Source organism: Leclercia sp. 1548, assembly GCF_050435045.1.
GTDB classification, from domain to species: domain Bacteria; phylum Pseudomonadota; class Gammaproteobacteria; order Enterobacterales; family Enterobacteriaceae; genus Enterobacter; species Enterobacter adecarboxylatus.
Window position 1 is genome coordinate 27,580 of record NZ_JBNDJP010000009.1, and the last position, 21,777, is coordinate 49,356.

A 21,777-nucleotide genomic window follows, 5' to 3' on the forward strand; every position below is an offset into this window, starting at 1 on the left:
CTCTCCCATGAGGAGAGGGCACAAACCTCAGGCCGGGCAAGCGCAGCGCCGCCCGGCAATTCTGCATTACTCGTCGTCTTCGTCGCGCAGCGGCACAATCAACATATCCACATGCACAGTATTAATCAGCTGACGCGCGGATGACATCAGCTTGCTCCAGAAGTCCTGATGATGACCGCACACCACCAGATCCATATCGTATTTCTTAATCGCATCGACCAGCACCTGGCCCAGATCGCCGCTGCCGCTCAGGGTTTCGGTGATTGGATAGCCCGCGTTGGTGGAGAGTTCGGTCAGCGCCTGGTGAGTCTCTTCGGAGATACGCTTCTGCATATCGCCCAGATTCACGTCAATCAGGCCGGTATAGAGATCGGAGTAATTAACGTCCACGTGAATTAATGAAACTTTCGCATTGTAAGGACGTGCCATGGATACCGCTTTATCAACCAGCACCTTGCTCTCCGGGGAGAGGTCAACCGCGATAAGAATATGTTTATAAGCCATAGTGTTACTCCTTCCATAAGTTATCGATGACCAATGCGTGTAGCAGTCGTCTACCTGCCTTCATTACGGCCCAGTTGAGCAAAATTTTCAAGCATTGGTGTTGATAACGATTAACCTTGTGGCAAAAAAATTAGGGGATCTCCTACACTATTGAATAAGCCGTTCGGATATTAAAATGTGAAGCCGATCGGCTTTTAGTCTCTCTTTCACTGAACCGTCTGTCAGGGCATGGGTGCGGTAGTCCCGAAGCATTGCTTCGTGGGCGGACGCCGGGGAGGAAGTATGATTAGCACCGTCGCATTATTTTGGGCGTTATGTGTGGTTTGCATCGTGAATATGGCGCGTTATTTCTCGTCCTTACGCGCGCTATTAGTGGTACTTCGTGGCTGCGATCCGTTGCTTTATCAATATGTCGACGGTGGAGGCTTCTTCACCTCGCATGGGCAGCCCAGCAAACAGATGCGCCTGGTGTGGTATATCTACGCCCAGCGTTATCGCGATCATCATGACGATGAGTTTATCCGCCGCTGTGAACGCCTGCGCCGTCAGTTCATTCTGACCAGCGCGCTGTGCGGCCTGGTGGTGGTGAGTATGATTGCTCTCCTCATCTGGCATTGAGCGCGATTGAGCGCAAAGGAAGGCGGTATAGCTCGCCTTCCTTTTGCCACCCATCAGGGTGAAACCGTAAACCGAAGGTTAGAGATATCTTTCTGCACGGAGAATACCTTCCCGCTGTAGGAGATGCTGACCTCGCCGTTGCTGCCTATCCTGGCATCTGTGATAGTACCTGTTCCTTCCAGAACAGGCGTCCGTGTCGCGAGTTCCCGTATGATGTCCCTGCTTTGCCCGGGTATCTCCCTGGAGAGATAGTAACGGTAGAGCACAGGTACCGTTGCGCCCCCTTTATCGTTAACGGTCATATAGAGCCAAAGGCTGTCAGATAATTTGTAACTCCGCTGTAGCTCGTCATCCTTTCGCGGATCTGGCGCGGAGTCCAGCCATACAAAACCGATAACCACAATAAATAGCGCCAGCGTGGCGGCCCGGTGGAGCCATTTAATAGCCGTTGTGAATGGCATATTTTCTTCCTTCCCTGATATTGCGCGACATTCCTTGTCGACGCGCTTCGCGCATATTGTTAGCGATGATGATTGGGCCAGAAGCCATACATTCTCCATGGCATGATAATGAATCGCACCCGGTAGAATACTCACTCCCCTGTAAACGCGATGAACAAAAAATGTTCAGACTTTCCTGATGCTTACAATGGTAGAGGCTCAAATTGCAGGCAAAAAAAAGCGGGCCAGTGACCTGACCCGCTTTTCGCGTTATCTGCCTGCGATTACAGGAATTGCAGGGAGATCCAGTACAGACCGCCGGACAGCAGAATGGAAGCTGGTAGGGTAAACACCCAGGCCATCAGAATGCTGGTGACGGTTTTGCGCTGCAGACCACCGCCATCAACCAGCATGGTACCCGCCACGGATGAGGAGAGAACGTGGGTGGTGGATACCGGCATACCGGTGTAGCTGGCCAGACCGATAGAGACGGCTGCCGTCATCTGAGCAGACATCCCCTGAGCATAGGTCATGCCTTTCTTACCGATCTTCTCGCCGATGGTGGTTGCCACACGACGCCAGCCAATCATCGTACCCAGACCCAGCGCCAGTGCGACCGCCATGATGATCCAGATCGGTGCGTACTCGATGGTATTCAGCATATCGACTTTCAGTTTCTTCAGCAGACGTTGGTCGTCAGCAGAAACTTCAGGCAGTTTGGACACTTTCTCGGTCACGTCAGAGATGCACAGCATGATGCGACGCATCTGGCCACGCTGCTCAGGTGTGAGCTTTTCGTAGCTTTCGACATCGGTCAGCATGCCTTTCGCCCGCTCCAGTGCGTTGATCGCATTGGCCGGATGGCAGTGGAACTCCGCCGGTGCAGTCGCGCCTGCTTCAGGAGAAGGGATCAGCTGATCAACGCCGGTGGCTTTTTTCAGCAGATCAGGACGCTGCTGGAAATAGGTTTCGACGTTGTTGATTGCATCGCGGGTACGGGTAATTTCGTAACCGGTAGCATTCATATTCACCACGAAGCCCGCAGGTGCCACGCCGATCAGAACCAGCATGACCAGACCAATCCCTTTCTGGCCGTCGTTCGCGCCATGTGAGAAGGCCACGCCGATAGCAGAGATGATCAGGGCAATACGCGTCCAGAATGGCGGCTTTTTCTTACCGTCTTTCTTTTCACGCTCGGCTGGCGTCAGGTGGATACGGGCACGTTTTTTGGTGCCGCTCCAGTAACGACGCAGCAGGAAAATCAAACCCCCTGCTACAACCAGACCGACAATCGGAGAAATAATCAGTGAACCGAAGATCCCCAGAACTTTAGGAATATTCAGCGCGTCCACCACAGACGTACCGGTCATCAGCGCATTGGTTAAACCAATACCGATGATGGCGCCGATCAGCGTGTGAGAACTGGATGCTGGCAGGCCGAAATACCAGGTACCGAGGTTCCAGATAATTGCAGCAAACAGCAACGAGAACACCATGGCGAGACCATGGCCGGAACTGACATTGAGTAGCAGATCCGTTGGCAGCATATGCACAATGGCGTAGGCTACGCTCAGACCTCCCAGAAGAACACCAAAGAAGTTAAACACCGCGGCCATCACAACCGCAACTTGCGATCGTAAAGCACGAGTGTAGATAACGGTTGCGACTGCGTTCGCAGTGTCATGGAAGCCGTTAATCGCTTCGTAGAACAATACAAAGGCCAGAGCAAGCAAGAGTAAAAGCCCGGTATGGAAATCCAGGCCGGCAAACAAATGTAGCATAGGACGTTACGCCATCTTGAGGACATGAACGCGGCGCATTATCCAGGACAAATGCGCAACGGGCAAAGTGAAATATAGACTTTTTTTGATTTGCCTACTGACATAAGCGTAGCAACAAAAGAATTATTTTTTAAATTTCAATTAAATGAACGAGATCGCGCATATTTGCTCTGGCACGCTTCTTGAGGAAACTTTACAATTCGCGCCCTCAAAACCAGGAGGATCGAGACGTGGAAAAGTATGATGCCATCATTATCGGCGCAGGTGCGGCGGGTTTATTCTGTGCGGCGATGGCTGGACAGGCAGGACGCCGGGTTCTGCTTCTCGATAACGGAAAAAAACCTGGGCGTAAGATCCTGATGTCTGGCGGGGGGCGCTGCAATTTTACTAATCTTTATATCGAACCCGCGGCCTATTTGAGCCAGAACCGTCATTTTTGCAAATCTGCTCTTGCCCGCTACACCCAGTGGGACTTTATTGACCTGGTCGGTAAGCACGGTATCGCCTGGCATGAGAAAACCCTGGGCCAGCTGTTTTGCGACGATTCGGCGCAACAGATCGTCGATATGCTGGTGGCAGAGTGCGAAAAAGGTCAGGTTACCTTGCGTCTGCGCAGCGAAGTCCTGGAAGTGGCACGCGATGACGCGGGCTACACCCTGCAGCTGAATGGCGAAACGGTAAGTGCGGAAAAGCTGGTGATCGCCAGCGGCGGGCTTTCAATGCCAGGGCTGGGCGCGTCGCCGTTTGGCTATAAAATTGCCGAACAGTTTGGCCTGAAGGTCCTCCCGACCCGTGCCGGTCTGGTGCCCTTCACTCTGCATAAGCCTTTGCTGGAGCAGCTGCAAACCCTCTCCGGCGTCTCGGTGCCTTCGGTCATCACTGCTGAAGACGGCACCGTATTCCGTGAGAACCTGCTCTTCACCCACCGCGGTCTTTCCGGCCCGGCAGTGCTGCAAATTTCCAGCTACTGGCAGCCGGGGGAGTTCGTCACCATCAATTTAGTACCGGACTGCGATCTGGCGAGCTTCCTTGATGAACAGCGCGCGGCACACCCTAACCAGAGCCTGAAAAATACCTTAGCCATGCAACTGCCGAAGCGGCTGGTGGAGTGCCTGCAACTGCTGGGACAAATTCCCGATGTGTCGCTGAAGCAACTCAACAGCCGGGACCAGCAGGCGCTGGTCGAGACCTTAACCGCCTGGCGCGTGCAGCCGAACGGCACCGAAGGGTATCGCACCGCGGAAGTGACCCTTGGCGGCGTCGACACCAACGAACTCTCCTCGCGCACCATGGAGGCCCGCCACGTGCCGGGGCTCTATTTTATCGGTGAGGTGGTAGACGTGACCGGCTGGCTGGGCGGCTACAATTTCCAGTGGGCGTGGGCCAGCGCATGGGCCTGCGCAGAGGCGCTGGCAGCCAGAGAATAAAAACTGACCGGGCATGCTGAACCGCGTAAATGTGCGTTAAAATAGTCCATCCGGCGCAGGGAGATCCTGCGCCGGTTTACTTCTTAAGGGGAGAAGGCTGTTAACGGTCCCCCCTTTTTCTTTACTGGCTCTGCCAGTCTGCATGGTTTGTATTTTGTCTTCAAAAAGGGTTGTGTATGTCATCTGCTCATCTCGGTTTTCCGACGGAAACCGTTGTTGTATTCGTGGTCATGGCGGTGGGGGCGATGTTTATCGACCTCTTTATGCATCGGCATGACAAACCCATTTCACTGAAAAGCGCCTCGCTCTGGTCAATCTTCTGGGTGATGATGGCGATGGCGTTCGCCGGGTTCCTGTACGTTCATCACGGTGCCGAAGTGGCGAGCCTGTTCCTCACCGGTTACGCGCTGGAAGAGGTGCTCTCCGTCGATAACCTGTTCGTGATGATGGCGATCTTCGCCTGGTTCGGCGTGCCGGATCAGTATCGTCACCGGGTACTCTACTGGGGGGTGATTGGCGCTATCGTCTTCCGTGGGATCTTCGTTGCCATCGGCACCAGCCTGCTGAGCCTCGGGCCGTACGTCGAGGTGGTTTTTGCCCTGATTGTGGCCTGGACGGCGGTGATGATGCTGAAGCGCGGCGAAGAGCAGGACGAGATCGAGGATTACTCCCAGCATCTGGCCTATCGCGCGGTTAAACGCTTCTATCCCATCTGGCCGAAAATCACCGGCAATGCCTTCCTGCTAAGCCAGAAAGAGGTCGATGCCGAGCTTGCTAAACCGGAGAACCAGGATGTGATGGTCGGGCGGGTGAAGAAGGCAAAACGCTATGCTACGCCGCTGCTGCTCTGCGTAGCGGTGGTGGAGCTGTCAGACGTGATGTTCGCCTTTGACTCGGTACCGGCGATCATCGCCGTCAGCCGCGAGCCGCTGATTATCTACAGCGCCATGATGTTCGCCATCCTCGGTCTGCGTACCCTCTATTTCGTGCTGGAGGCGCTGAAGCAGTATCTGGTGCATCTGGAGAAAGCGGTGATCGCGCTGCTGTTCTTTGTGGCCTTTAAGCTCGGACTGAACGCCACGGATCACTTCTGGCATCACGGCTATGGCATTGGTGCCACCGCGAGTCTGTTAGTGGTGCTGGGCGTGCTGGCGGCGGGGATTGTGGCGAGCCTGCTGTTCCCAGGGAAACGGGAAGCCTGAGAAGTATTGCCCGGCGGCGCTGCGCTGGCCGGGCCTGCTCTCTTCATAAACCGGGTAAGGCGAAGTCGCCACCCTGTTTATTTTACGGCTTGAGAGGCGAATTGCGGCGCGCGCGAGGTGGGTGGAAATGCCGCCAGTGCGGATCCTGCGCGGCAGCCAGCAGCTCGTGATCGCCGCGGGTATCACCCCAGGCGCGCACATGGTAGTTGGTCAGGCTGCCGTACACGTGCTCCAGGCGGGCCACTTTCTGCGCACAGCGACAGTTATGGCCGGTGATCCGCCCGGTCAGTTTGCCGTTTTTCACTTCCAGCTGGGTGCCGATAAGCTTAATGCCGAGCTTGTCAGCCCAGGGCTGCAATACCAGCGCCGGCGATGCCGAACAGATCGTCACCTCTGCACCGGAGTTCACTTCCGCAGCCACCGCCAACACGCCCTGCGGACGCATCAGTTTGTCCCAGTATTTCTCGCAGAACAGCTCTGCCTGCTGACGCAGCCAGTGCTCATCCACGCCGGTCAGGAAGGTTCTGATCAGCACCTCTTTCAGCTCATCACGGGTCAGTTTACGGCGCACGCAGTGCAGGGTGGGCAAGGCCATCCGTACCAGGCGTCCCGCAAAGTAGCGTTTACCGAACGCAAAGCGTAAGAAAGGGATAAAGCTGTCGTGATGCGTCAGCGTACCGTCGAAGTCGAACACCGAAAGTACGCTGGATTTTGCTACTGCCTCATCGGCAATCATATTGGTCATAACCGGGTCTTAGCTTAAATACATATTCTGTCCATCAGTTTACCTGCTTTAGCGTCAGATGCCACCCGCCTGCAGGCGGGCGGTCATCGGCATGGCTAGATAATATCGTCCACCACGCCGCCATCGACGCGCAGCGCCGCGCCGGAGGTGGCAGACGCCTGCTGCGAACAGACATAAACCACCATATTCGCCACTTCTTCTACCGTGGCGGCCCGCTGAATGACCGAACTTGGGCGGTTAGCCATAACGAACTCTTTCGCCAGCGACTCCAGCGATTTGCCGGTTTTCTCCTGCTCGTCTTTCATCATCTCCGCAAAGCCGTCCGACATCGTCGGGCCTGGCAAAACGCTGTTTACGGTGACGCCGCTACCCGCGGCAAATTTTGCCAGCCCGCGCGCCAGCGACAGTTGGGCTGTTTTGGTTACACCATAGTGGATCATGTCTGCCGGAATATTGCAGGCCGACTCCGAGGAGATAAACACCACCCGGCCCCAGCCTTTTTGCACCATGCCAGGCAGCAGGGCGCGCGATAGCCGCACCCCGGACATCACGTTGGTTTGCCAGTAGTTATTCCAGGTCTCGTCATCGGTAGCGTAAAAATCCTGTGGGCCGTAAATCCCGGCGTTATTCACGAGGATATCGACGCCAGAGGCAACCTTCAGCAGGGCATCTACGCCATCAGCGGTGCTGAGATCGGCAATCGCCGCCCGCACCTTCACGCCGGGTATCACCTGCTGGAGCTTTTGAATTCCCCGGTTGACCGAGTCGATGCTGCGTCCGTTAACAATCACTTCTGCGCCGCTTTCCGCCAGTCCTCTGGCGATGGCGAAGCCAATACCGCCCGTTGAGGCGGTCACTAACGCCACTTTCCCGGTAAGATCGATTTTCATGGTCTGCTCCATGTTGTTAGCAAAGTCAGACCATTAAGCGTAGCAGTTATGCGTTACAGCACCTGAAGCGCGTCGTGGCGCAGGGTGAAGGGGGTGGGGGTACAGACTGCAAGGCTCAGCGAGCCGTGCTGGACGTGGCTGACGCTCAGTGCAGAAGTAAAAGTGCTGTCGACGCTGACAATCTGCCAGGCGCTGCCGCCGCGCTGTTTAACAATCGCTTCCTTGCGTGTCCAGATGCGCCAGAAGGCTGCCAGTTTGGCCTCTGGCTCCTCCCGTTCCAGCTCCGCATGCTCTGCGAGGCTAAAGACGGCATTGGCCAGCGCTTGCCAGTTATCACGGGGGCGGATCACTTCGATGTCGCAGCCCACTTCGCCCTCATCGCTTAACAGCAGGGCGATATCATCTCCGCTGTGGCTCAGGTTAAACCAGTACGGATACGCATCGACAAAGGCCGGTTTTCCCTGCTCTCCGAAGATGATTTCCGGCACAGGGGCGGGCGATAACGCCCGGGCGAGCAGGGTTCGCCCGGCCAGCCAGGGGAGGCGGCGCGCGCCCTGGGGCGCCTGTTCGGCCAGCGCTGACGCCAGAGGGTCAGCGCTGAGGGTAGAAATTTTTCCCAGCAGGAACTGGTACATAGTCACGCCCAGCGTTTAATGATAAGAGAAGTATTAATGCCGCCGAACGCGAAGTTGTTGCTTTGTAGATATTCGCAGTCAATATGACGGACTTTTCCCATAATATAATCTAATGCGCCGCATTGCTCATCCGGTTGTCTTAAATTGATGGTCGGCACGAACCACCCCTCGCGCATCATCTCCAGGCTCATCCATGCCTCCAGCGCACCGCAGGCACCCAGCGTATGGCCGAAATAGCTCTTCAGTGATGAGATGGGTACGCTGTCGCCAAACACCGCGGCGGTGGCCTGGCTTTCGGCAATATCGCCCCGATCTGTGGCGGTGCCGTGCGCCGAAATGTAGCCAATGTCCTGCGGCTTTAGCCCGGCTAATTTCAGCGACTTCTCCATACAGATCTGCATCGTCTCCCGCTGCGGCTGGGTGATATGCGCTGCGTCGCAGTTGGTGGCGAAGCCGACAATTTCCCCGTAAATCGTCGCCCCGCGCGCCTTCGCATGTTCCAGCTCCTCCAGGATCAACGTCCCGGCCCCTTCGCCAATCACCAGCCCGTCGCGCTGGATATCGAAGGGTGACGGCGTGGCCTCCGGCGCGTCGTTACGCTGGCTGGTGGCGAACAGGGTATCGAACACCGCCGCTTCTGACGGGCACAGCTCCTCTGCGCCGCCCGCCACCATCACCGTCTGATAGCCGTGGCGAATCGCTTCCCACGCATAGCCAATCGCCTGGCTGCCGGACGTGCAGGCGCTGGACGTCGGGATCACCCGGCCACGCAGCCCGAAGAACAGACCGGTATTTACTGCCGTGGTATGCGGCATCATCTGCACATAAGTCGTGCCAGTGATGTTGTTGGTGTGTTTCTCGGTGAGCATGGTGGCGAACTCGCTGACCGGCCCGGTGCTGCCGGTGGACGAGCCATAGGCAATGCCGGTTTCGCCCTGGGTCAGAACCGGATCGTCAATCAGCCCCGCCTGCGTTAGCGCCAGTTCGGTGGCGCGGGTCGACAACAACGACACGCGACCCATGGCGCGGATACGCTTGCGGGTATAGTGATCCGGCAGGGTAAAATCGTCGATCGGCGCGCCCAGCAGGGTGTGTAGCCCTTCATAGATCGTCCACTCCGGCATCTTACGTACCGCGTTTTTATACTGCAGTAAGCGGGCAGAAACCGACTGCCAGTCTTCACCGAAGGCGGTGACGCCGCCCATACCGGTAATCACCACGCGGCGCGTCATAGCATTCCTCCATTAATGGAAATGACCTGACGTGTCACGTACCCCGCAATATCCGACATCAGGTAGCTGGCCAGTCCGGCCACCTCGTCTGCCTGACCCATTCTTTTCATGGGGATGATGGCCATGGCCTCTTTCAGCGCGGCCTCTTCCATCTCGATCATGCCGGTATCAATCAGCCCAGGCGCAATGCAGTTGACGGTGATGTTGCGCTTTGCCAGCTCAATCGCCAGCGCTTTGGTGGCACCGATAATGCCTGCCTTGGCCGCGCTATAGTTCACCTGGCCCCGGTTGCCCATCACCCCGGAAACGGATGACAGGGTGATAATGCGGCCGCCCTTGCGAGTGCCAATCATTGGCATGATGCAGGGGTGAATAACGTTGTAAAAGCTGTCGAGATTGGTGTGGATCACGCTGTCCCAGTCCTCTTCACTGAGCGCCGGAAAGGCACCATCCCGTGCGATCCCGGCGTTACTGACCACGCCATACCAGGGGCCGTTCACTTCCATATCCTGCTCCAGCACCTCGCGGCACTGGGCGCGGTTACCCACGTCAAACGAGAGCAAACGCCCGTTGCCGCCCGCCTGTTCGATGGTGTTCAGGGTGTCCTGTGCCCCTGCGGCGTCGCGGTGGTAGTGCACCCCGAGCGTAAATCCGTCAGCGGCCAGTTTAAGGGCGATGGCCCGGCCAATGCCTTTGCTGGCGCCGGTGACCAGAACGGAACGACTCATTGACTTACCCCCTGCTTAAAAAGTGATGCTAATTCCTCTTTGCCGGGCTGGAAGGTATTCACCCGCCCGGTTGCCAGCGTGGCGTTATCGGCAGTGATCGCACATTCGAAGCTGCTAAAGCGTTCATCCTGCATCAACAGGGTGACGGTGACCGTTAAGTCGCTGTTGGCCGGGAAGACCCCTGCCGCACACACCAACTCCCGCGCCCCGAGCACCATGCCGAGCGACAGGTTTTCCTGCCCCTGCTGCTGGCGATGCCAGCCTGACCAGACGCCAACCGTCTGGGCCATCAGTTCAAGGGCATACCATCCCGGCAGATCGCCCGCGGCGTTCAGGAACGGTGCCAGCACGCCCTGTGAATTGACCGTGACGCGGCAGACGGCAGACTCATCGGTCACGCTCTCTACCGACGCCAGCAGCAGCATAGGCGCATCGTGAGGCAGGTAGTCGGTGGGGGATAAATAACTCATGACACTCTCCCCAGCAGGATGCTGGCATTATTGCCGCCAAAGGCGAAGGAATTGGACAGGATCACCGCTTTTTTCAGCGCGGTAGGCTTATGCAGCACACCGCAGGCGGCGAGGGTAGGATCGGGCGCATAGCGGCTGAAATCCTGAGCGGGCAGCGGCAGATCATGGGTCAGGATCAGCCAGCTTAGTGCGGCTTCGGTGATCCCTGCGGCACCCAGCGTGTGGCCGGTCAGGTGTTTGGTTGAGCTGCAGGGCACGGCCTCGCCAAACAGGTCATGCACCACCTGCGACTCAATCTGGTCATTAAGCGGCGTCGCCGTACCGTGCAGGTTGATGTAACCCACATCGTCCGGTTTCAATCCTGCGGCGTTCAGCGCCTGATTAATGGCGTTGATGGCACCTTCGCCCTGAGGGTGTGGGGCAGAAATATGGTACGCATCGCTCGACTCACCAGTTCCCAGCAGCGCCACCGGCTGCGGCTCGCGGGTAAGCACCATCAGTGCCGCTGCTTCGCCAATGGTGATCCCCCGGCGGTCGCGGCCAAACGGCTCGCACAGCGTGGTGGAGAGTGATTCGAGGCTGCTAAAGCCATTCACCGGCATTCGGCTCAGCGTATCTGCGCCGCCGACCAGGGCGATATCCACCAGCCCGGCCTCAATCAGCCGACGCCCGCTGATAATCGCCCGCGCGCTGGAGGAGCAGGCGGTAGAGAGGGTATAGGCCGGGCCGTCCAGATTCAGCCAGTTGGCCAGAAAGCGCGACGGATCGCCCAGCTCCTGCTGCGCGTACCGCCAGTTAACGCTGGTTTCGCCGTTCATCGACAGGCGCACATGCTCGTCGCCCTCGTCCAGGCCCGAGGTGCTGGTGCCCATGACCACCGCCACCCGGTCGCGGCCATAACGGGCAATGGCTTCATCGACCACAGGCTGGATCTGCGCCAGCGCCGCCAGCAGAAGCTGATTATTCCGCGAGCGATGCAGGGCAGCGCTATCCGGGATGGCAGGCAGCTCGCCATCGACGCCGCCCAGCACCGCATCCTGACCCTGCAGCCAGCCGCTGCGCAGGCGCATACCCGGGGCCACGCCGCGCGTCAGGTTAGCGGCTATCTCATCGGGCGCGCTGCCCAGGGCGTTGATCAGGCCAACGGCAGAAATATAAATCATCTCAGTCATCCAGATATTGAATGGTGATGTGGTAGTGGAACGCCTGTTGTTCAATGCTGATTGGCTGGCGTTTGCCCTTGCGTTGCAGGTAGACGATCTCCGTCACCAGCGCGCCGTCAGCATTGCGCAGCTCGCGTCGGTCGCCGCGATCCCGCAGCGTCCAGCCCTTCGGCAACTGCGGCAGCCAGGCGTCGATCGGCCAGTGGCTGAGCATCACATCCGCCAGCACCTGGCTGGCCGGAGGCAGCTGCGGGACGACAATAGACTGTTCAGTATGGATGCCCGTGGCATCGTAGGTGGCGAGGAACAGTCGAATGCCGACCGATGACAGCCCGGCGAGCGTCACCTTCTGCGCATCGGCATTCAGCATCACCAGCAGCGACTGGGTTGTGCCGTTAAAGCGGCCGGTCAGCAACTGCTGCGACGACAGCGCCGGAGTGATGCCCGGCGGCGGCAGCGTCACCCGGGTACCCGGCTGTAACCAGGCCTGCGGGCGCGTCGCGTCACTGTTTTGCGTGGTGTGGCTACAGCCAGCCAGCAGCAGCGCGCCGATCAGGGCGGCGGCGCGGTAAAAAGGGGTGATCATCGTTTTCTCTCTTTTTTAGCCGGCATCGCCAGCGGTGCCAGCAGGAAGGCGGTGAAAATACCGCTGACCAGCACAATCCCGAAACTGCTGATCGCCTGCGTGGCGCTGAACACCAGCATACCGAGGGTCAACAGGGTGGTCATCATCGCCAGGGTGATGGCCAGCATGGAGGTCAACGGCGTACCACGCGGGTTGTTGAAGAATAGCGTGTAGTTGATACCAATGCCGAGCACCAGTACCAGCGCCAGCAGCGAGAACAGGTTAACCGGATGGCCCGTGGCCGACAGGGCTGCCAGGCCACAGCCCAGCGACAGCAGCGAGGGCACCAGGGTAATCAGCCCCTTACGCCAGCCAAGGCGCAGCATCGCGCCACAGGCGATCACGGCCAGGGCGACAGCCAGCAGAACGGTAAGCACGGTGCGGTAGAGGGCAAACAGGCTGTCGAAACTCGCCTTGCGATCCACCCAGACCACGCCCGGATGTTTATCCGCCAGTTCACGCAGGGCCGGGCTGTTTTTCACACCATCCACCGGCACCAGCACGCCGCTTTCGCCGTCGGGCAACGTCAGCCACAGCAGGCGCCAGCCTTCACTGGCGGGGCTGGCAAGCCAGGCTTCCACCTCCACCGGCATGGCATTCAGATCCGGCGACACCGTGGTCAGCCCGGCGTTTTGCAGAACCTTCGTCGCTGCCGGGGCCGCCTTTTTCAGCAAATCCAGGTCGCTTTCCTGCCGCGCCAGCGAGTTCAGCGGCAGGGTGCGCCAGGATTTCAGGTCACCCGCCTGCTGCGCCAGGGCCAGCGCGGGAGTGAAAGCCTCCAGTCGCTCCAGCGTCTGCTGGGCCGACGCACCATGCACCACAAACCATTTCTGATCGACACCCTGGCCGGTCAGGGCGGTGATGGTTTTTTCCTGGGCCAGAATATCCTGCGGCAGAGCCTGCAACTGGGCGATATCGTCATCCACCCGCAGCGTGGTGAGGCCAGCCAGGGCCGTCAGGGCCAGCACTACCGGCAGCCCCACCGACACACGCCTGTCATTGCGCCAGGCCGACAGCCAGCGCAGCATCGGTACTCTGGCCGGAACCGGGCGCACCGGTAAGCCGCGGCACAGCCATGGGTGCCAGAAGATCACCGTCAGGCAGGCGGCGCTTAATCCTGCGGCGGCAAACACCGCCATCTGGCGAATGCCCGGGAACGGGGCCAGCATCATAATGAGATACGCCACCACCGTGGTGAGTAGCGCCAGCAGCAGCGCGTTACGTACTTTCGCCAGGCTCTGCCAGGGGGAGTCCTGCCCGCCATGAACCATCCGCTCGGTCAGGTAGTAAAGCGTGTAATCCGCTGAAATGCCGATAATGCTCATGCTCATCACCAGCGTCATCAGATGCAGCTCGCCAAACAGCAACAGGGTGGCGACGGTGCCCGCCAGCGCGCCCATGGCGATGGAGACGAGGCACAGCAGCAGCGGACGGAGGGAGCGGAACACCGCCACAATCAGCAGGATCACCCCCAGGATAGTGGCGACGCCGAGGGTCGAAATATCCCGTTTCGCCTGCTGGCTGGCGTAGTCGCTGTAAAACACGGTGCCGCGCGACAGCAGCTGCGCATGGGGATAACCTGTTTTGAGCTGGTTTTCCAGGCCATGGAGCCGGGTCACCAGCTGGTGGGTTTGCTGCATATCAAACGACGAACCGGCCAGTTCGCCGTGCAACAAATACCAGTAATTACCGGCATCGTCTTTGGTTACCAGCCAGCCGTCCATCAGCCGCAGCTTCTGGCTGTTTTGCGCCAGCGCCAGCTGCGAGCCGCGCATCAGCATCAGCGGATCGTTTTGCAGCTCTTTGCCGCTGACGCCAGAAAAGGCGGAGTAAAGCTGGGACAGGATCCACTGGGCCTGCGCCTCGCCACCGCTTTGCAGGCGCGCGCGGGTGGCAGGGTCAATCAGGCCGTTGCGGTGCTGCCAGAAAAATTCCCCCCAGGCCTTCTGCCCGGCGGCATCCATCGGCCCTTTTACCTCGTGCAGGGAGCCTGAGGCTTGCAGCAGGCTCAGCCACTGCTGCGCCACCTGCGGATCGGGGTGTTTTCCGGGGCTGACCAGCCATACCAGCTGGCGGTCAAGCCGTTCGATAAAGCCGTCGTTCAGCGCCGGGGGGATGGCCCCGAGGCTCTGTTTGGGCAACATCGCCAGTACGCTGCTGTTCAGCCGCGCCCCGGGCAACAGCGCCAGCAACATGCCCAGCAGCGCCAGGCATACTACCGCCCACACCAGCGCCGGACGGCGGGTGTTACGGTGCGGCAAAGCGTTGGCGTTCGGCATCGGTCAGGCTGGCGGGGGTCAGTTGGTGGCGGGAAAGGGCGATAACCGTCCGGTCACCCTGTTTGTCGTTCAGCACAATAGATTCAAGAAAGGTCGCGCCACCCAACTCCAGCGAGGCGAAAATCTTATCCAGCGGCGTGGTGGTGGGCGTCAGCACCAGCGACCAACGATCGTTGCCGAGGTCTTTAAAGTCGATGCGGAAATTCTCCTCCAGCACCTTGCGATCGGCCTGGAACAGGGCGCGCAGCAGGTGGTTGAACTGGAACATCTGTGGATTATTATCGGCAGTGATGATCTGCGGCGGCTGGCCGTTGATGATTTGCACCATCCGTTTGTCATCCAGCAGCAGCGTCATTGGGAAGGGCGCCTTTTGGTCCCACAACAGGCCGTTGTCGCGCGCGATCAGCATCTCGCCGTTGGATCGCAGCGGCTGGGGCAGATCCTTAATGGTGCGGGTCTGCTCAAAGTGGGCGCGCACCACTGGCTGTTCGGTAAAGCGCTGCTGTAATGCGTCCAGCGTGACGGCGTTGGCCCACGGACCGATCAGCAGGGCAAACAGCGGTAACCACTTCATGGCGTCACTCCCATACGCTCAAACAGGATCGCCGGGCTGACAAAACACAACTCGCGGCTTTTTTCTTCCACGGCCACCTGAATGGTGTAGCCGGTGGTGGTACGTTTGCCGCTGGTGGCGTCAAAAATCTGATAGGCGATACGCAGACGGTTCTCACACTCTTCGATATGGGCCTGGACGCGGATCCGTTGCTCAAAGGTCAGGACATCGCGGTATTTCACCCGGGTATCCACCACCGGCCAGAGATAGCCGGATGCCTTCATCTGGCGATAGCCATAATCAAACTGGTTGAGCAGGGCCTCGCGGGCAATCTCAAAATAGCGGAAGTAGTTGCCGTGCCAGACCACGCCCATCATATCGACGTCGTGAAACGGCACAGTCAACTCTACTTCGGTCGTAAAGCGGGGATCGGTCAGCACCCTTTACTCCTTCTCTTTAGTATCCGGCAGACGCCAGAAATCGAAAAAATTGAACCAGTCGAGCGGCGCTTGTAGCGCGTAATGCTCCAGCCGCTGCGCGTAGCGATCGACGGTCTGTTGTAACGCCTGCTGGCGCTCGCCGCGGGGTAACAGCAGCGGATCGGCAAACTCTTCGCAGTGGATATGCAATTTCTCCTGCTGGCGCAGGGCGAAGATCAGCATCACCGGACAGCGCATCAGCGAGGCGAGAATAAATGGCCCCTGCGGGAAAGGCGCAGGCTGACCCATAAAGTCGCTCCATACCACGCGCCAGCTGCCGCCGCGCTGCGGATCGACAGCGATCCGATCCCCGACGATCGCCACCCACTCCCCGCGATCTATCTTCTCTTTCAGGAGGATAGCGGTGTCAGGGCCGATGCTTGTGACCGGGATAAGGTTCAGACCGGCCTGCGGTGCCATCTCCTGCATAATCTGTTTAAACCGCTGGGCGTTATCGGTGAACACCAGCGCATTAATGGTTTTACCGCCTTTCTGTTGCGCCATGGCGCGACATGCCTCCACATCACCCAGATGGGAGGCCAGCAGCAGCTTGCCCTGCGGCACGGTAAGATCCAGTTTTTCCCGCGCGCCGGGAGCGAAGATCACGTCCCGATCCAGCCGGAGCTCGCCGCGCCAGCTGGCGACTTTATCCAGCATCGCATTGCCAAAACGCAGGAAGTGGAAAAAGCTGTTCAGTCGCGCAGGTTTTGGCTGCTGGCGCTGCGCCAGCACCTCACTGACGCGGGCGATCCACTGCTGCGATGCCTGCCGCGCCGGACGCGCCGTAAGCCAGTACACGGCAACCACCGGCCACAGCAGAACGGTAAAGGCTCTGCGTCCGAGCAACTGCCAGACCCGCAGCATCAGGCGCATACCGAGGAGACCTTTCACTTCCTGCTGCTGCGCCCAGTGCTGGCTGCGGCGGCGAAACAGCAGCGAGGGGATGCGCGGTAACATGCCGAAGAACAGCCGGGTGTGCATCCAGGAGATCAGCAGGTTGTCTTTCAGGGCATCGAAATGGGAAATGCCATCCTGCGGATAGGTCACCCGGGTGGGCAGAAAATAGCTGGTGTGGCCCTGCCAGTAGAGGCGCACCATCACTTCTGTATCAAAATCCATCCGCTTGCCGAGCGACACGCGGTTTACCAGTTGCAGCGTGGGCGCGACCGGGTAGACGCGAAAGCCGCACATGCTGTCTTTAAGCTGCAACGACAGGGTTTCGATCCATACCCAGACATGGGTGACCCAGCGGCCATACCGGCGTGAGCGGGGGATGGAGTCGTCGTAAATCGGCTGGCCGGAGATCAACGCCTGGGGGTGGCGTTCTGCCAGCGCCAGCAGCTGCGGAATATCCTCAATCGCATGCTGTCCATCGGCATCCACCTGCACCGCATGGGTATACCCCGCCCCGGCGCACACTTTCAGCCCGCGGATCACCGCCGCGCCTTTACCGGCGTTGTGCGTCAGCCGCACCAGGGTGACATGGGCATTGTCAGTAGCCAACTGGTCCAGCGTCTGCCGGGTACTGGCGTCGCTGCCATCGTCGACCACAATAATCGGCAGCTGAAACGGTGCCAGGCGCGTCAGCACGTTCGCCATCATTGCCCCGTGGTTGTAGCAGGGGATCAGGATGCAGGGGCGGAAGGTTAGCGACACAGGCGAATCTTCCCGGTGCTGGCGGTGTGGCGTTGTTCGCCGTCGTGACGCTGATAGCGAAAAGTGAGCATCTCGCGCCCGGCGTCCCAGTCGAGAGTGAGGGTCACCGTGGCATCAGGCAGCAGCGGTGCCTGGAATTTCACGTTCTGAATACTGTGAAAGCGATAGTCTGGCACCAGCAGCGTGGTGGCGTAGTGCATCACCCAGTCGAGCTGGGTGACGCCGGGCAGCAGGGGCTGGACGGCAAAATGGCCCTGGAACCAGAACAGGGCCGGATCCAGGTGCAGGACAATCTCCAGCTGCTGCGGTTGTGCCTGATGGCGCTCGATTTCATGGATTTTCATGAAATAATTCCTGTAACTGCGCATAGACACGCTTGTTCATACTGTTCACCGGCATTTCATCAACAATGCGCCAGTGACGGGGAATGGCGACGGGTTCGAGCCACGGTTGCAGGGCGCGTCTCCAGGCCAGAACCTGCGCTTTACGCCCGCGCTGGCAGAGCTGCTGACGCCCGGCGTCACTCAGCACCAGCAGCACGCCAATCGTCTGGCGTCCGTCCCGCGTGACCGGCAATGCCGCCGCTTCGCAAATGCCGTCCAGCGCCAGCAGCCGCTGCTCGATTTCAGTCAGCGAGATGCGTTTGTCTTCGATTTTCACCACCCGGCCCCGGCGACCGACGATACTGAACTGACCGTTATCCTCAATGTGCAGGATATCGTCGAGCAGCAGACCTTCAGGCGCGCGGATCAGGGGGGAGGTTACGTGAAAGGCGTCATCAACGCGGCTAATTTTCACGCCCGGAAAGGGCTGCCAGAGGCGCGCGTCCGCCTGACGATGACGCCAGGCGAGAACGCCGGTTTCGCTGCTGCCATAAATTTCATCCGGCCACAGCCCCAGCCAGCGATGGGTCGCGCAAGCCGACTCCCACGCCAGCACGCCACCGGCGGAGATCAGCATGGCGACGGGGGGCGGGGCGAGCCGGGTATCAAGCCGCTTCAGGAACGCCGGGCTGCTGATAAACAGATAACGCTTAGTGTGATCCAGCGCCGCCAGCTGCTCGGCATAGGTCAGCATCTCCGCATGCAGCGGCAGCCCCAAAGACAAGGGTAGCAGGATACGAAACGTCAGGCCGTACAGGTGCTGTGGCACCACAGAGGCCACCACGCAGCAACCGGTGAGGCGCTCGCCAAACCGTTCAGCCAGCAGCCTGGCCTCCCGATCGAGCTGGGCGATGTGCTTGATAATACGTTCAGGCTTGCCGGTGGAGCCGGAGGTGAACAGCTCGATAATGCGGGTGTCATCAATGGTCGGCAGCGGCGTGAACGGGGTGGCGCTACGACGGGCCGAGCTGACGATGATCAGGCGGCCCCGGACGTTCAGCGTCCTGTCGCTCAGCACGCCGTTGAACAGTTTCTGCTGCTCTTCCAGCAGCGATTCGCGGCTGTGGCCCGGCAGCACCGGGGTTTTGCCCGCATACAGCGTTGCCAGCAGGGCGACGATAAACAGATAGCTGCTGTCAAAGCAGAGCGCCCAGCGATCGCCGTCCTGCTGCTGTAAAATGGCCATCAGCCCGCTAACGTCGTCGCGCAACTGCCCCAGCGTCCAGCAGCGATCGCCTGACCAGGCGACGGGCGTGTCGTCCGGGCGGGGAGCATTCAGCCACTGGCTCAAAGGAAGAGGGTTACGCATTATGCTGCTCTTTTTTTATCCGTCGCTGGCGCACCAGCCATTCGGTCGCCATCAACGCGCCCATCAGGATATAGGCGATCATGCCGTTCCACAGCGTCCAGAGCCGCATATCGCCCCGTAGCGCGGTGAACAGCGCAATACCGCCCTTCAAAATGAAAAAGCCGCACCATACCCGGGTGACCACGCGGGTATAGCGCACCCCTGAAGGGGGTAAGTTCGGTTCGCGCAGCCGGGCCAGCCGTTCAACGATGGGCATTGTCGTCCACAGCGATCCGCCAAAGACGGCCAGCATCACCAGGTTCACCACCACCGGATAGAACAACAGCCACTGATGCGCTTTCAGCAAGTAGCTGGCGGTACACAGGGCGATGCCCGCCAGCGCGACGGTTTGCACGGCATAGCGCATTGGCCCGGCGTTATGCCGCGCCTGACGAAAGCGCAACAGCAGCAGGACCGCCAGCAGCGGCAGCAGCCAGTGCAGGCTGTTATGCATCAGCCCGAAGCCAATCAGAAAGGGCCATGCGACCAGCATCAACCCCGTCAACAGGGGGATCGCCGGAAATGACCGTCCGCCACGCATGGTGTCTTACGCTTCGCGCAGGAGTTTTTCTACCGCATCCACTACGTCCTGAACGGTACGTACAGACTTGAAGGTTTCCGGCTTGATCCGGGCGCCCGTTTTCTTCTGCAGGTGAACAACCATATCGACGGCATCAATGCTGTCCAGCTCCAGATCTTCATACAGGCGTGCCTCTGGGGTGATGGCTTCCGGGTCAATCTCAAACAGGGTGATCAGGAGCGTGGTGACTTCCTGATAAACGGATTTGTGTTCTGTAGTCATGATAAATTCGGTCTCAGACGCGATGGGCTGTGATAAAAGAGGCCAGAGTGGCAACGGAGTAGAAATGCTGACGCATCTCTTCGCTTTCGGCAGATAACACCACGCCGTACTGGTTTTTTACCGCCAGGCCCAGTTCAAGGGCATCGATCGAGTCAAGGCCCAACCCATCGCCAAACAGCGCGGCATCCGTATCGATATCCTCTGCGGTCAATTCGTCCAGATTCAGGGTAGTAATTATAAGATTTTTAATTTCAAGGTAGAGCGCTTGCATCATTAATTCCTGACAAAGATTGAAGACCGGATGTTAAGCGATGCTGCAGGTGCCGGTTAAGTTCTCTTGCTGCCAGAGCCGGTTCCTGTACTGCTGCATCGTAAAAATCGTCAATAACTATTCGCTCACGGACATCGACCGTGAAGAACGGTTTTTTCGGCGGTATGTTATACCAACGGCTCTGTTTATCGAGCAGATGCTCGCTACAGTGGATGATAACCACCCGCAGATCGCTGTTGCAGCGCACGGCAATATTGGCCGCGCCGCGTTGTAGCTTGATGGCTTTTCCTACCTGCGTGCGCGTGCCTTCCGGGAAAATCAGTAACGTATCACCCTGCGCCAGCCGCTGCTGACAGGCGCTTAACAGGGTGTCAGCTTCGCTGTTGATCAGGTAATCCGCCGCGCGGATCGCCCCGCTGACAAAGGGGTTACGCAGCAGGGCGCTTTTAACCAGACAGTCGGTTTCTGGCATCACCGACGCAATCAGCACGTAGTCGATAAGTGTCGGGTGGTTCGCCACTACCAGACAGCCGCGCTCATGGCGCAGCACGTCGGGATTATCGAAGCGGTAATCCAGCACGCCCAGGGCACGGGCAACGGTTAAAAAAGCCCGAAAGCTCGCGGCAATACTGCGCCGGGCGAGACGACGGCGACGCGCCCGGTCGCGCTGGAACAGGTTCAACAGGTTGAACCACACCAGCGACAGCATCAGCCCGCCTATGCCAAACAGCACGAAGCATGCGCCCGTCATCAGCATTCGCCAGCCGCGGTTGAGGTTTGCCATGAGACTTGTCATGCACGCGTCCACCGCCACAGCAGGCGCTCGCCGGGCACCGCAAATTGCTCATCGTGACGCAGGAAGTAGCGCAGGAACTGCAGGCTCTGCGGCAGCGATGGCTCGTCGGGGCAACGGACGGATTCCGTTTCGCAGCGCAGGGCGTCACCGGCTTCGATGACCAGCGCCATGGCATAGGGCCAGGTCGGCATCTGAGCCGGCAGTGCGGAGCGGTAAAAATCGGGCAGGGTGCCATCAAAATCGACCAGTAACACCCGCGTATATCCGGCATGCAGCAGGCTCAGCACCTCGCAAAGACCCTGCTGAAAAGTATCCATTCCGGCGGAAAGTGATGACGAAACAATCGGCTGACGCGCCGCGATAGTCAGATTGCCCACCGCAGAGTTGTGGACCGACATGGCAAAGTCAGTCGGGGAAACATCCTGCCCGGTCGCCAGCGCGTGCAGGAGGCGATAGTTACGCTCCAGCTCGCCATGACGGCTGGTATAGACCACGGCATCAATGGCATGTTTTCGCACCATCGCCAGGCCGCAATCGACCGCCAGCTTACTGCCTGAACTGAGGCGGCGGGCGGTCATCATCGGCAGATCGGTCAGTTTGGCCTGCGGCGCAGCAGGATCGATGGCGTGCAAACCCTGCGACCATGCCTGCCACTGATCGGCATCGCTAAGCCCTGGCGCTCTGGCATGCCAGTCGAGAATGTTAAATGCAAATTTCATCTGCGCGCGTCCGCGATCAATCCGTCTTTCA

Annotated in this window: 25 protein-coding genes; 3 read left to right on the plus strand and 22 right to left on the minus strand. The window is 59.0% G+C overall.

What is annotated here, in order from left to right:
- Positions 1-66 precede the first annotated feature (66 nt).
- On the minus strand, positions 67-504 hold the full coding sequence (uspA, locus tag ABIE02_RS20190) for a universal stress protein UspA (RefSeq protein ID WP_032615029.1): 438 nt from the start codon (positions 502-504) through the stop codon (positions 67-69).
- 282 nt (positions 505-786) lie between these two features.
- On the opposite strand from uspA, the gene uspB reads away from it, so the two are divergent.
- Positions 787-1,122, plus strand: a complete 336-nt coding sequence (uspB, locus tag ABIE02_RS20195; RefSeq protein WP_032615027.1) for a universal stress protein UspB — start codon at positions 787-789, stop codon at positions 1,120-1,122.
- A 53-nt stretch (positions 1,123-1,175) separates the two neighbouring features.
- Here uspB and ABIE02_RS20200 read toward each other — a convergent pair whose 3' ends face one another.
- Entirely contained in the window at positions 1,176-1,583 is a 408-nt protein-coding gene (locus tag ABIE02_RS20200; protein WP_336995207.1) for a hypothetical protein, read from the minus strand.
- A 263-nt stretch (positions 1,584-1,846) separates the two neighbouring features.
- The gene (gene pitA / locus ABIE02_RS20205; protein WP_077227610.1) at positions 1,847-3,343 is read right to left on the minus strand and encodes an inorganic phosphate transporter PitA; all 1,497 of its coding nucleotides are present in this window, start codon (positions 3,341-3,343) and stop codon (positions 1,847-1,849) included.
- A gap of 230 nt (positions 3,344-3,573) precedes the next feature.
- On the opposite strand from pitA, the gene ABIE02_RS20210 reads away from it, so the two are divergent.
- On the plus strand, positions 3,574-4,770 hold the full coding sequence (locus ABIE02_RS20210) for an NAD(P)/FAD-dependent oxidoreductase (RefSeq protein WP_077227611.1): 1,197 nt from the start codon (positions 3,574-3,576) through the stop codon (positions 4,768-4,770).
- A 176-nt stretch (positions 4,771-4,946) separates the two neighbouring features.
- Positions 4,947-5,972, plus strand: coding sequence for a TerC/Alx family metal homeostasis membrane protein (locus ABIE02_RS20215; RefSeq protein ID WP_032615016.1), 1,026 nt, complete (start codon positions 4,947-4,949; stop codon positions 5,970-5,972).
- A gap of 82 nt (positions 5,973-6,054) precedes the next feature.
- On the opposite strand, the gene ABIE02_RS20220 is transcribed toward ABIE02_RS20215, so the two are convergent.
- The 19 genes from ABIE02_RS20220 to ABIE02_RS20310 all read right to left on the minus strand — a co-directional run bounded on the left by ABIE02_RS20220 (position 6,055) and on the right by ABIE02_RS20310 (position 21,746).
- Positions 6,055-6,717, minus strand: coding sequence for an HAD family hydrolase (locus tag ABIE02_RS20220; RefSeq protein ID WP_072250917.1), 663 nt, complete (start codon positions 6,715-6,717; stop codon positions 6,055-6,057).
- 95 nt (positions 6,718-6,812) lie between these two features.
- Positions 6,813-7,607: an SDR family NAD(P)-dependent oxidoreductase gene (locus tag ABIE02_RS20225; protein ID WP_130588114.1), complete on the minus strand. Its 795-nt coding sequence runs from the start codon at positions 7,605-7,607 to the stop codon at positions 6,813-6,815.
- Positions 7,608-7,660: 53 nt separating this feature from the next.
- Positions 7,661-8,242, minus strand: coding sequence for a 4'-phosphopantetheinyl transferase AcpT (gene acpT, locus ABIE02_RS20230; protein WP_336995208.1), 582 nt, complete (start codon positions 8,240-8,242; stop codon positions 7,661-7,663).
- Between the two features lie 2 nt (positions 8,243-8,244).
- Positions 8,245-9,474 carry a beta-ketoacyl-ACP synthase gene (locus ABIE02_RS20235; RefSeq protein ID WP_336995209.1) on the minus strand — a complete coding sequence of 410 codons (1,230 nt, stop codon included), beginning with the start codon at positions 9,472-9,474 and terminating at the stop codon, positions 8,245-8,247.
- Positions 9,471-10,202 carry a 3-ketoacyl-ACP reductase FabG2 gene (locus ABIE02_RS20240; RefSeq protein WP_336995210.1) on the minus strand — a complete coding sequence of 244 codons (732 nt, stop codon included), beginning with the start codon at positions 10,200-10,202 and terminating at the stop codon, positions 9,471-9,473. The genes ABIE02_RS20235 and ABIE02_RS20240 overlap by 4 nt, the downstream gene beginning before the upstream one ends.
- Complete coding sequence (locus ABIE02_RS20245) at positions 10,199-10,672, minus strand: 3-hydroxy-fatty acyl-ACP dehydratase (protein ID WP_270736064.1); 474 nt, start codon at positions 10,670-10,672, stop codon at positions 10,199-10,201. Before ABIE02_RS20245 ends, ABIE02_RS20240 begins: the two co-directional genes overlap by 4 nt.
- A complete protein-coding gene (locus ABIE02_RS20250) occupies positions 10,669-11,835 on the minus strand; it encodes a beta-ketoacyl-[acyl-carrier-protein] synthase family protein (protein ID WP_130588119.1) in 1,167 nt (388 codons plus the stop codon). The genes ABIE02_RS20245 and ABIE02_RS20250 overlap by 4 nt, the downstream gene beginning before the upstream one ends.
- Position 11,836: 1 nt before the next feature.
- A complete protein-coding gene (locus tag ABIE02_RS20255; RefSeq protein WP_032615002.1) occupies positions 11,837-12,421 on the minus strand; it encodes a DUF3261 domain-containing protein in 585 nt (194 codons plus the stop codon).
- Positions 12,418-14,739, minus strand: a complete 2,322-nt coding sequence (locus ABIE02_RS20260) for an MMPL family transporter (RefSeq protein WP_336995211.1) — start codon at positions 14,737-14,739, stop codon at positions 12,418-12,420. The genes ABIE02_RS20255 and ABIE02_RS20260 overlap by 4 nt, the downstream gene beginning before the upstream one ends.
- Complete coding sequence (locus ABIE02_RS20265; RefSeq protein WP_032614997.1) at positions 14,708-15,313, minus strand: outer membrane lipoprotein carrier protein LolA; 606 nt, start codon at positions 15,311-15,313, stop codon at positions 14,708-14,710. The genes ABIE02_RS20260 and ABIE02_RS20265 overlap by 32 nt, the downstream gene beginning before the upstream one ends.
- Positions 15,310-15,732, minus strand: a complete 423-nt coding sequence (locus ABIE02_RS20270) for an acyl-CoA thioesterase (RefSeq protein ID WP_336995212.1) — start codon at positions 15,730-15,732, stop codon at positions 15,310-15,312. The genes ABIE02_RS20265 and ABIE02_RS20270 overlap by 4 nt, the downstream gene beginning before the upstream one ends.
- Before the next feature lie 3 nt (positions 15,733-15,735).
- Positions 15,736-17,427 carry a glycosyltransferase family 2 protein gene (locus ABIE02_RS20275; RefSeq protein WP_144884115.1) on the minus strand — a complete coding sequence of 564 codons (1,692 nt, stop codon included), beginning with the start codon at positions 17,425-17,427 and terminating at the stop codon, positions 15,736-15,738.
- Positions 17,418-17,771 (minus strand): hydroxymyristoyl-ACP dehydratase, encoded by a 354-nt coding sequence (locus tag ABIE02_RS20280; protein ID WP_059307020.1) that lies wholly within the window; start codon positions 17,769-17,771, stop codon positions 17,418-17,420. Before ABIE02_RS20280 ends, ABIE02_RS20275 begins: the two co-directional genes overlap by 10 nt.
- Positions 17,758-19,119, minus strand: coding sequence for an AMP-binding protein (locus ABIE02_RS20285; RefSeq protein ID WP_336995213.1), 1,362 nt, complete (start codon positions 19,117-19,119; stop codon positions 17,758-17,760). Before ABIE02_RS20285 ends, ABIE02_RS20280 begins: the two co-directional genes overlap by 14 nt.
- Positions 19,112-19,699: a hypothetical protein gene (locus ABIE02_RS20290; protein WP_336995214.1), complete on the minus strand. Its 588-nt coding sequence runs from the start codon at positions 19,697-19,699 to the stop codon at positions 19,112-19,114. Before ABIE02_RS20290 ends, ABIE02_RS20285 begins: the two co-directional genes overlap by 8 nt.
- Positions 19,700-19,705: 6 nt before the next feature.
- Positions 19,706-19,960: an acyl carrier protein gene (locus ABIE02_RS20295; RefSeq protein WP_032614985.1), complete on the minus strand. Its 255-nt coding sequence runs from the start codon at positions 19,958-19,960 to the stop codon at positions 19,706-19,708.
- A 13-nt stretch (positions 19,961-19,973) separates the two neighbouring features.
- Entirely contained in the window at positions 19,974-20,231 is a 258-nt protein-coding gene (locus ABIE02_RS20300) for a phosphopantetheine-binding protein (protein WP_336995215.1), read from the minus strand.
- Positions 20,212-21,027, minus strand: a complete 816-nt coding sequence (locus tag ABIE02_RS20305) for a lysophospholipid acyltransferase family protein (protein ID WP_336995216.1) — start codon at positions 21,025-21,027, stop codon at positions 20,212-20,214. Before ABIE02_RS20305 ends, ABIE02_RS20300 begins: the two co-directional genes overlap by 20 nt.
- Positions 21,024-21,746 carry a beta-ketoacyl synthase chain length factor gene (locus tag ABIE02_RS20310; RefSeq protein ID WP_336995217.1) on the minus strand — a complete coding sequence of 241 codons (723 nt, stop codon included), beginning with the start codon at positions 21,744-21,746 and terminating at the stop codon, positions 21,024-21,026. Before ABIE02_RS20310 ends, ABIE02_RS20305 begins: the two co-directional genes overlap by 4 nt.
- Positions 21,747-21,777 lie beyond the last annotated feature (31 nt).

Excerpts from the sequence above, each read along its gene's own strand:
- uspA (WP_032615029.1), bottom strand. The coding sequence starts at position 504 with ATGGCTTATAAACATATTCTTATCGCGGTTGACCTCTCCCCGGAGAGC.
- uspB (WP_032615027.1), top strand. The coding sequence starts at position 787 with ATGATTAGCACCGTCGCATTATTTTGGGCGTTATGTGTGGTTTGCATC.
- ABIE02_RS20200 (WP_336995207.1), bottom strand. The coding sequence starts at position 1,583 with ATGCCATTCACAACGGCTATTAAATGGCTCCACCGGGCCGCCACGCTG.
- pitA (WP_077227610.1), bottom strand. The coding sequence starts at position 3,343 with ATGCTACATTTGTTTGCCGGCCTGGATTTCCATACCGGGCTTTTACTC.
- ABIE02_RS20215 (WP_032615016.1), top strand. The coding sequence starts at position 4,947 with ATGTCATCTGCTCATCTCGGTTTTCCGACGGAAACCGTTGTTGTATTC.
- ABIE02_RS20220 (WP_072250917.1), bottom strand. The coding sequence starts at position 6,717 with ATGACCAATATGATTGCCGATGAGGCAGTAGCAAAATCCAGCGTACTT.
- ABIE02_RS20225 (WP_130588114.1), bottom strand. The coding sequence starts at position 7,607 with ATGAAAATCGATCTTACCGGGAAAGTGGCGTTAGTGACCGCCTCAACG.
- acpT (WP_336995208.1), bottom strand. The coding sequence starts at position 8,242 with ATGTACCAGTTCCTGCTGGGAAAAATTTCTACCCTCAGCGCTGACCCT.
- ABIE02_RS20235 (WP_336995209.1), bottom strand. The coding sequence starts at position 9,474 with ATGACGCGCCGCGTGGTGATTACCGGTATGGGCGGCGTCACCGCCTTC.
- ABIE02_RS20240 (WP_336995210.1), bottom strand. The coding sequence starts at position 10,202 with ATGAGTCGTTCCGTTCTGGTCACCGGCGCCAGCAAAGGCATTGGCCGG.
- ABIE02_RS20245 (WP_270736064.1), bottom strand. The coding sequence starts at position 10,672 with ATGAGTTATTTATCCCCCACCGACTACCTGCCTCACGATGCGCCTATG.
- ABIE02_RS20250 (WP_130588119.1), bottom strand. The coding sequence starts at position 11,835 with ATGATTTATATTTCTGCCGTTGGCCTGATCAACGCCCTGGGCAGCGCG.
- ABIE02_RS20255 (WP_032615002.1), bottom strand. The coding sequence starts at position 12,421 with ATGATCACCCCTTTTTACCGCGCCGCCGCCCTGATCGGCGCGCTGCTG.
- ABIE02_RS20260 (WP_336995211.1), bottom strand. The coding sequence starts at position 14,739 with ATGCCGAACGCCAACGCTTTGCCGCACCGTAACACCCGCCGTCCGGCG.
- ABIE02_RS20265 (WP_032614997.1), bottom strand. The coding sequence starts at position 15,313 with ATGAAGTGGTTACCGCTGTTTGCCCTGCTGATCGGTCCGTGGGCCAAC.
- ABIE02_RS20280 (WP_059307020.1), bottom strand. The coding sequence starts at position 17,771 with ATGAAAATCCATGAAATCGAGCGCCATCAGGCACAACCGCAGCAGCTG.
- ABIE02_RS20285 (WP_336995213.1), bottom strand. The coding sequence starts at position 19,119 with ATGCGTAACCCTCTTCCTTTGAGCCAGTGGCTGAATGCTCCCCGCCCG.
- ABIE02_RS20290 (WP_336995214.1), bottom strand. The coding sequence starts at position 19,699 with ATGCGTGGCGGACGGTCATTTCCGGCGATCCCCCTGTTGACGGGGTTG.
- ABIE02_RS20295 (WP_032614985.1), bottom strand. The coding sequence starts at position 19,960 with ATGACTACAGAACACAAATCCGTTTATCAGGAAGTCACCACGCTCCTG.
- ABIE02_RS20300 (WP_336995215.1), bottom strand. The coding sequence starts at position 20,231 with ATGCAAGCGCTCTACCTTGAAATTAAAAATCTTATAATTACTACCCTG.
- ABIE02_RS20305 (WP_336995216.1), bottom strand. The coding sequence starts at position 21,027 with ATGACAAGTCTCATGGCAAACCTCAACCGCGGCTGGCGAATGCTGATG.
- ABIE02_RS20310 (WP_336995217.1), bottom strand. The coding sequence starts at position 21,746 with ATGAAATTTGCATTTAACATTCTCGACTGGCATGCCAGAGCGCCAGGG.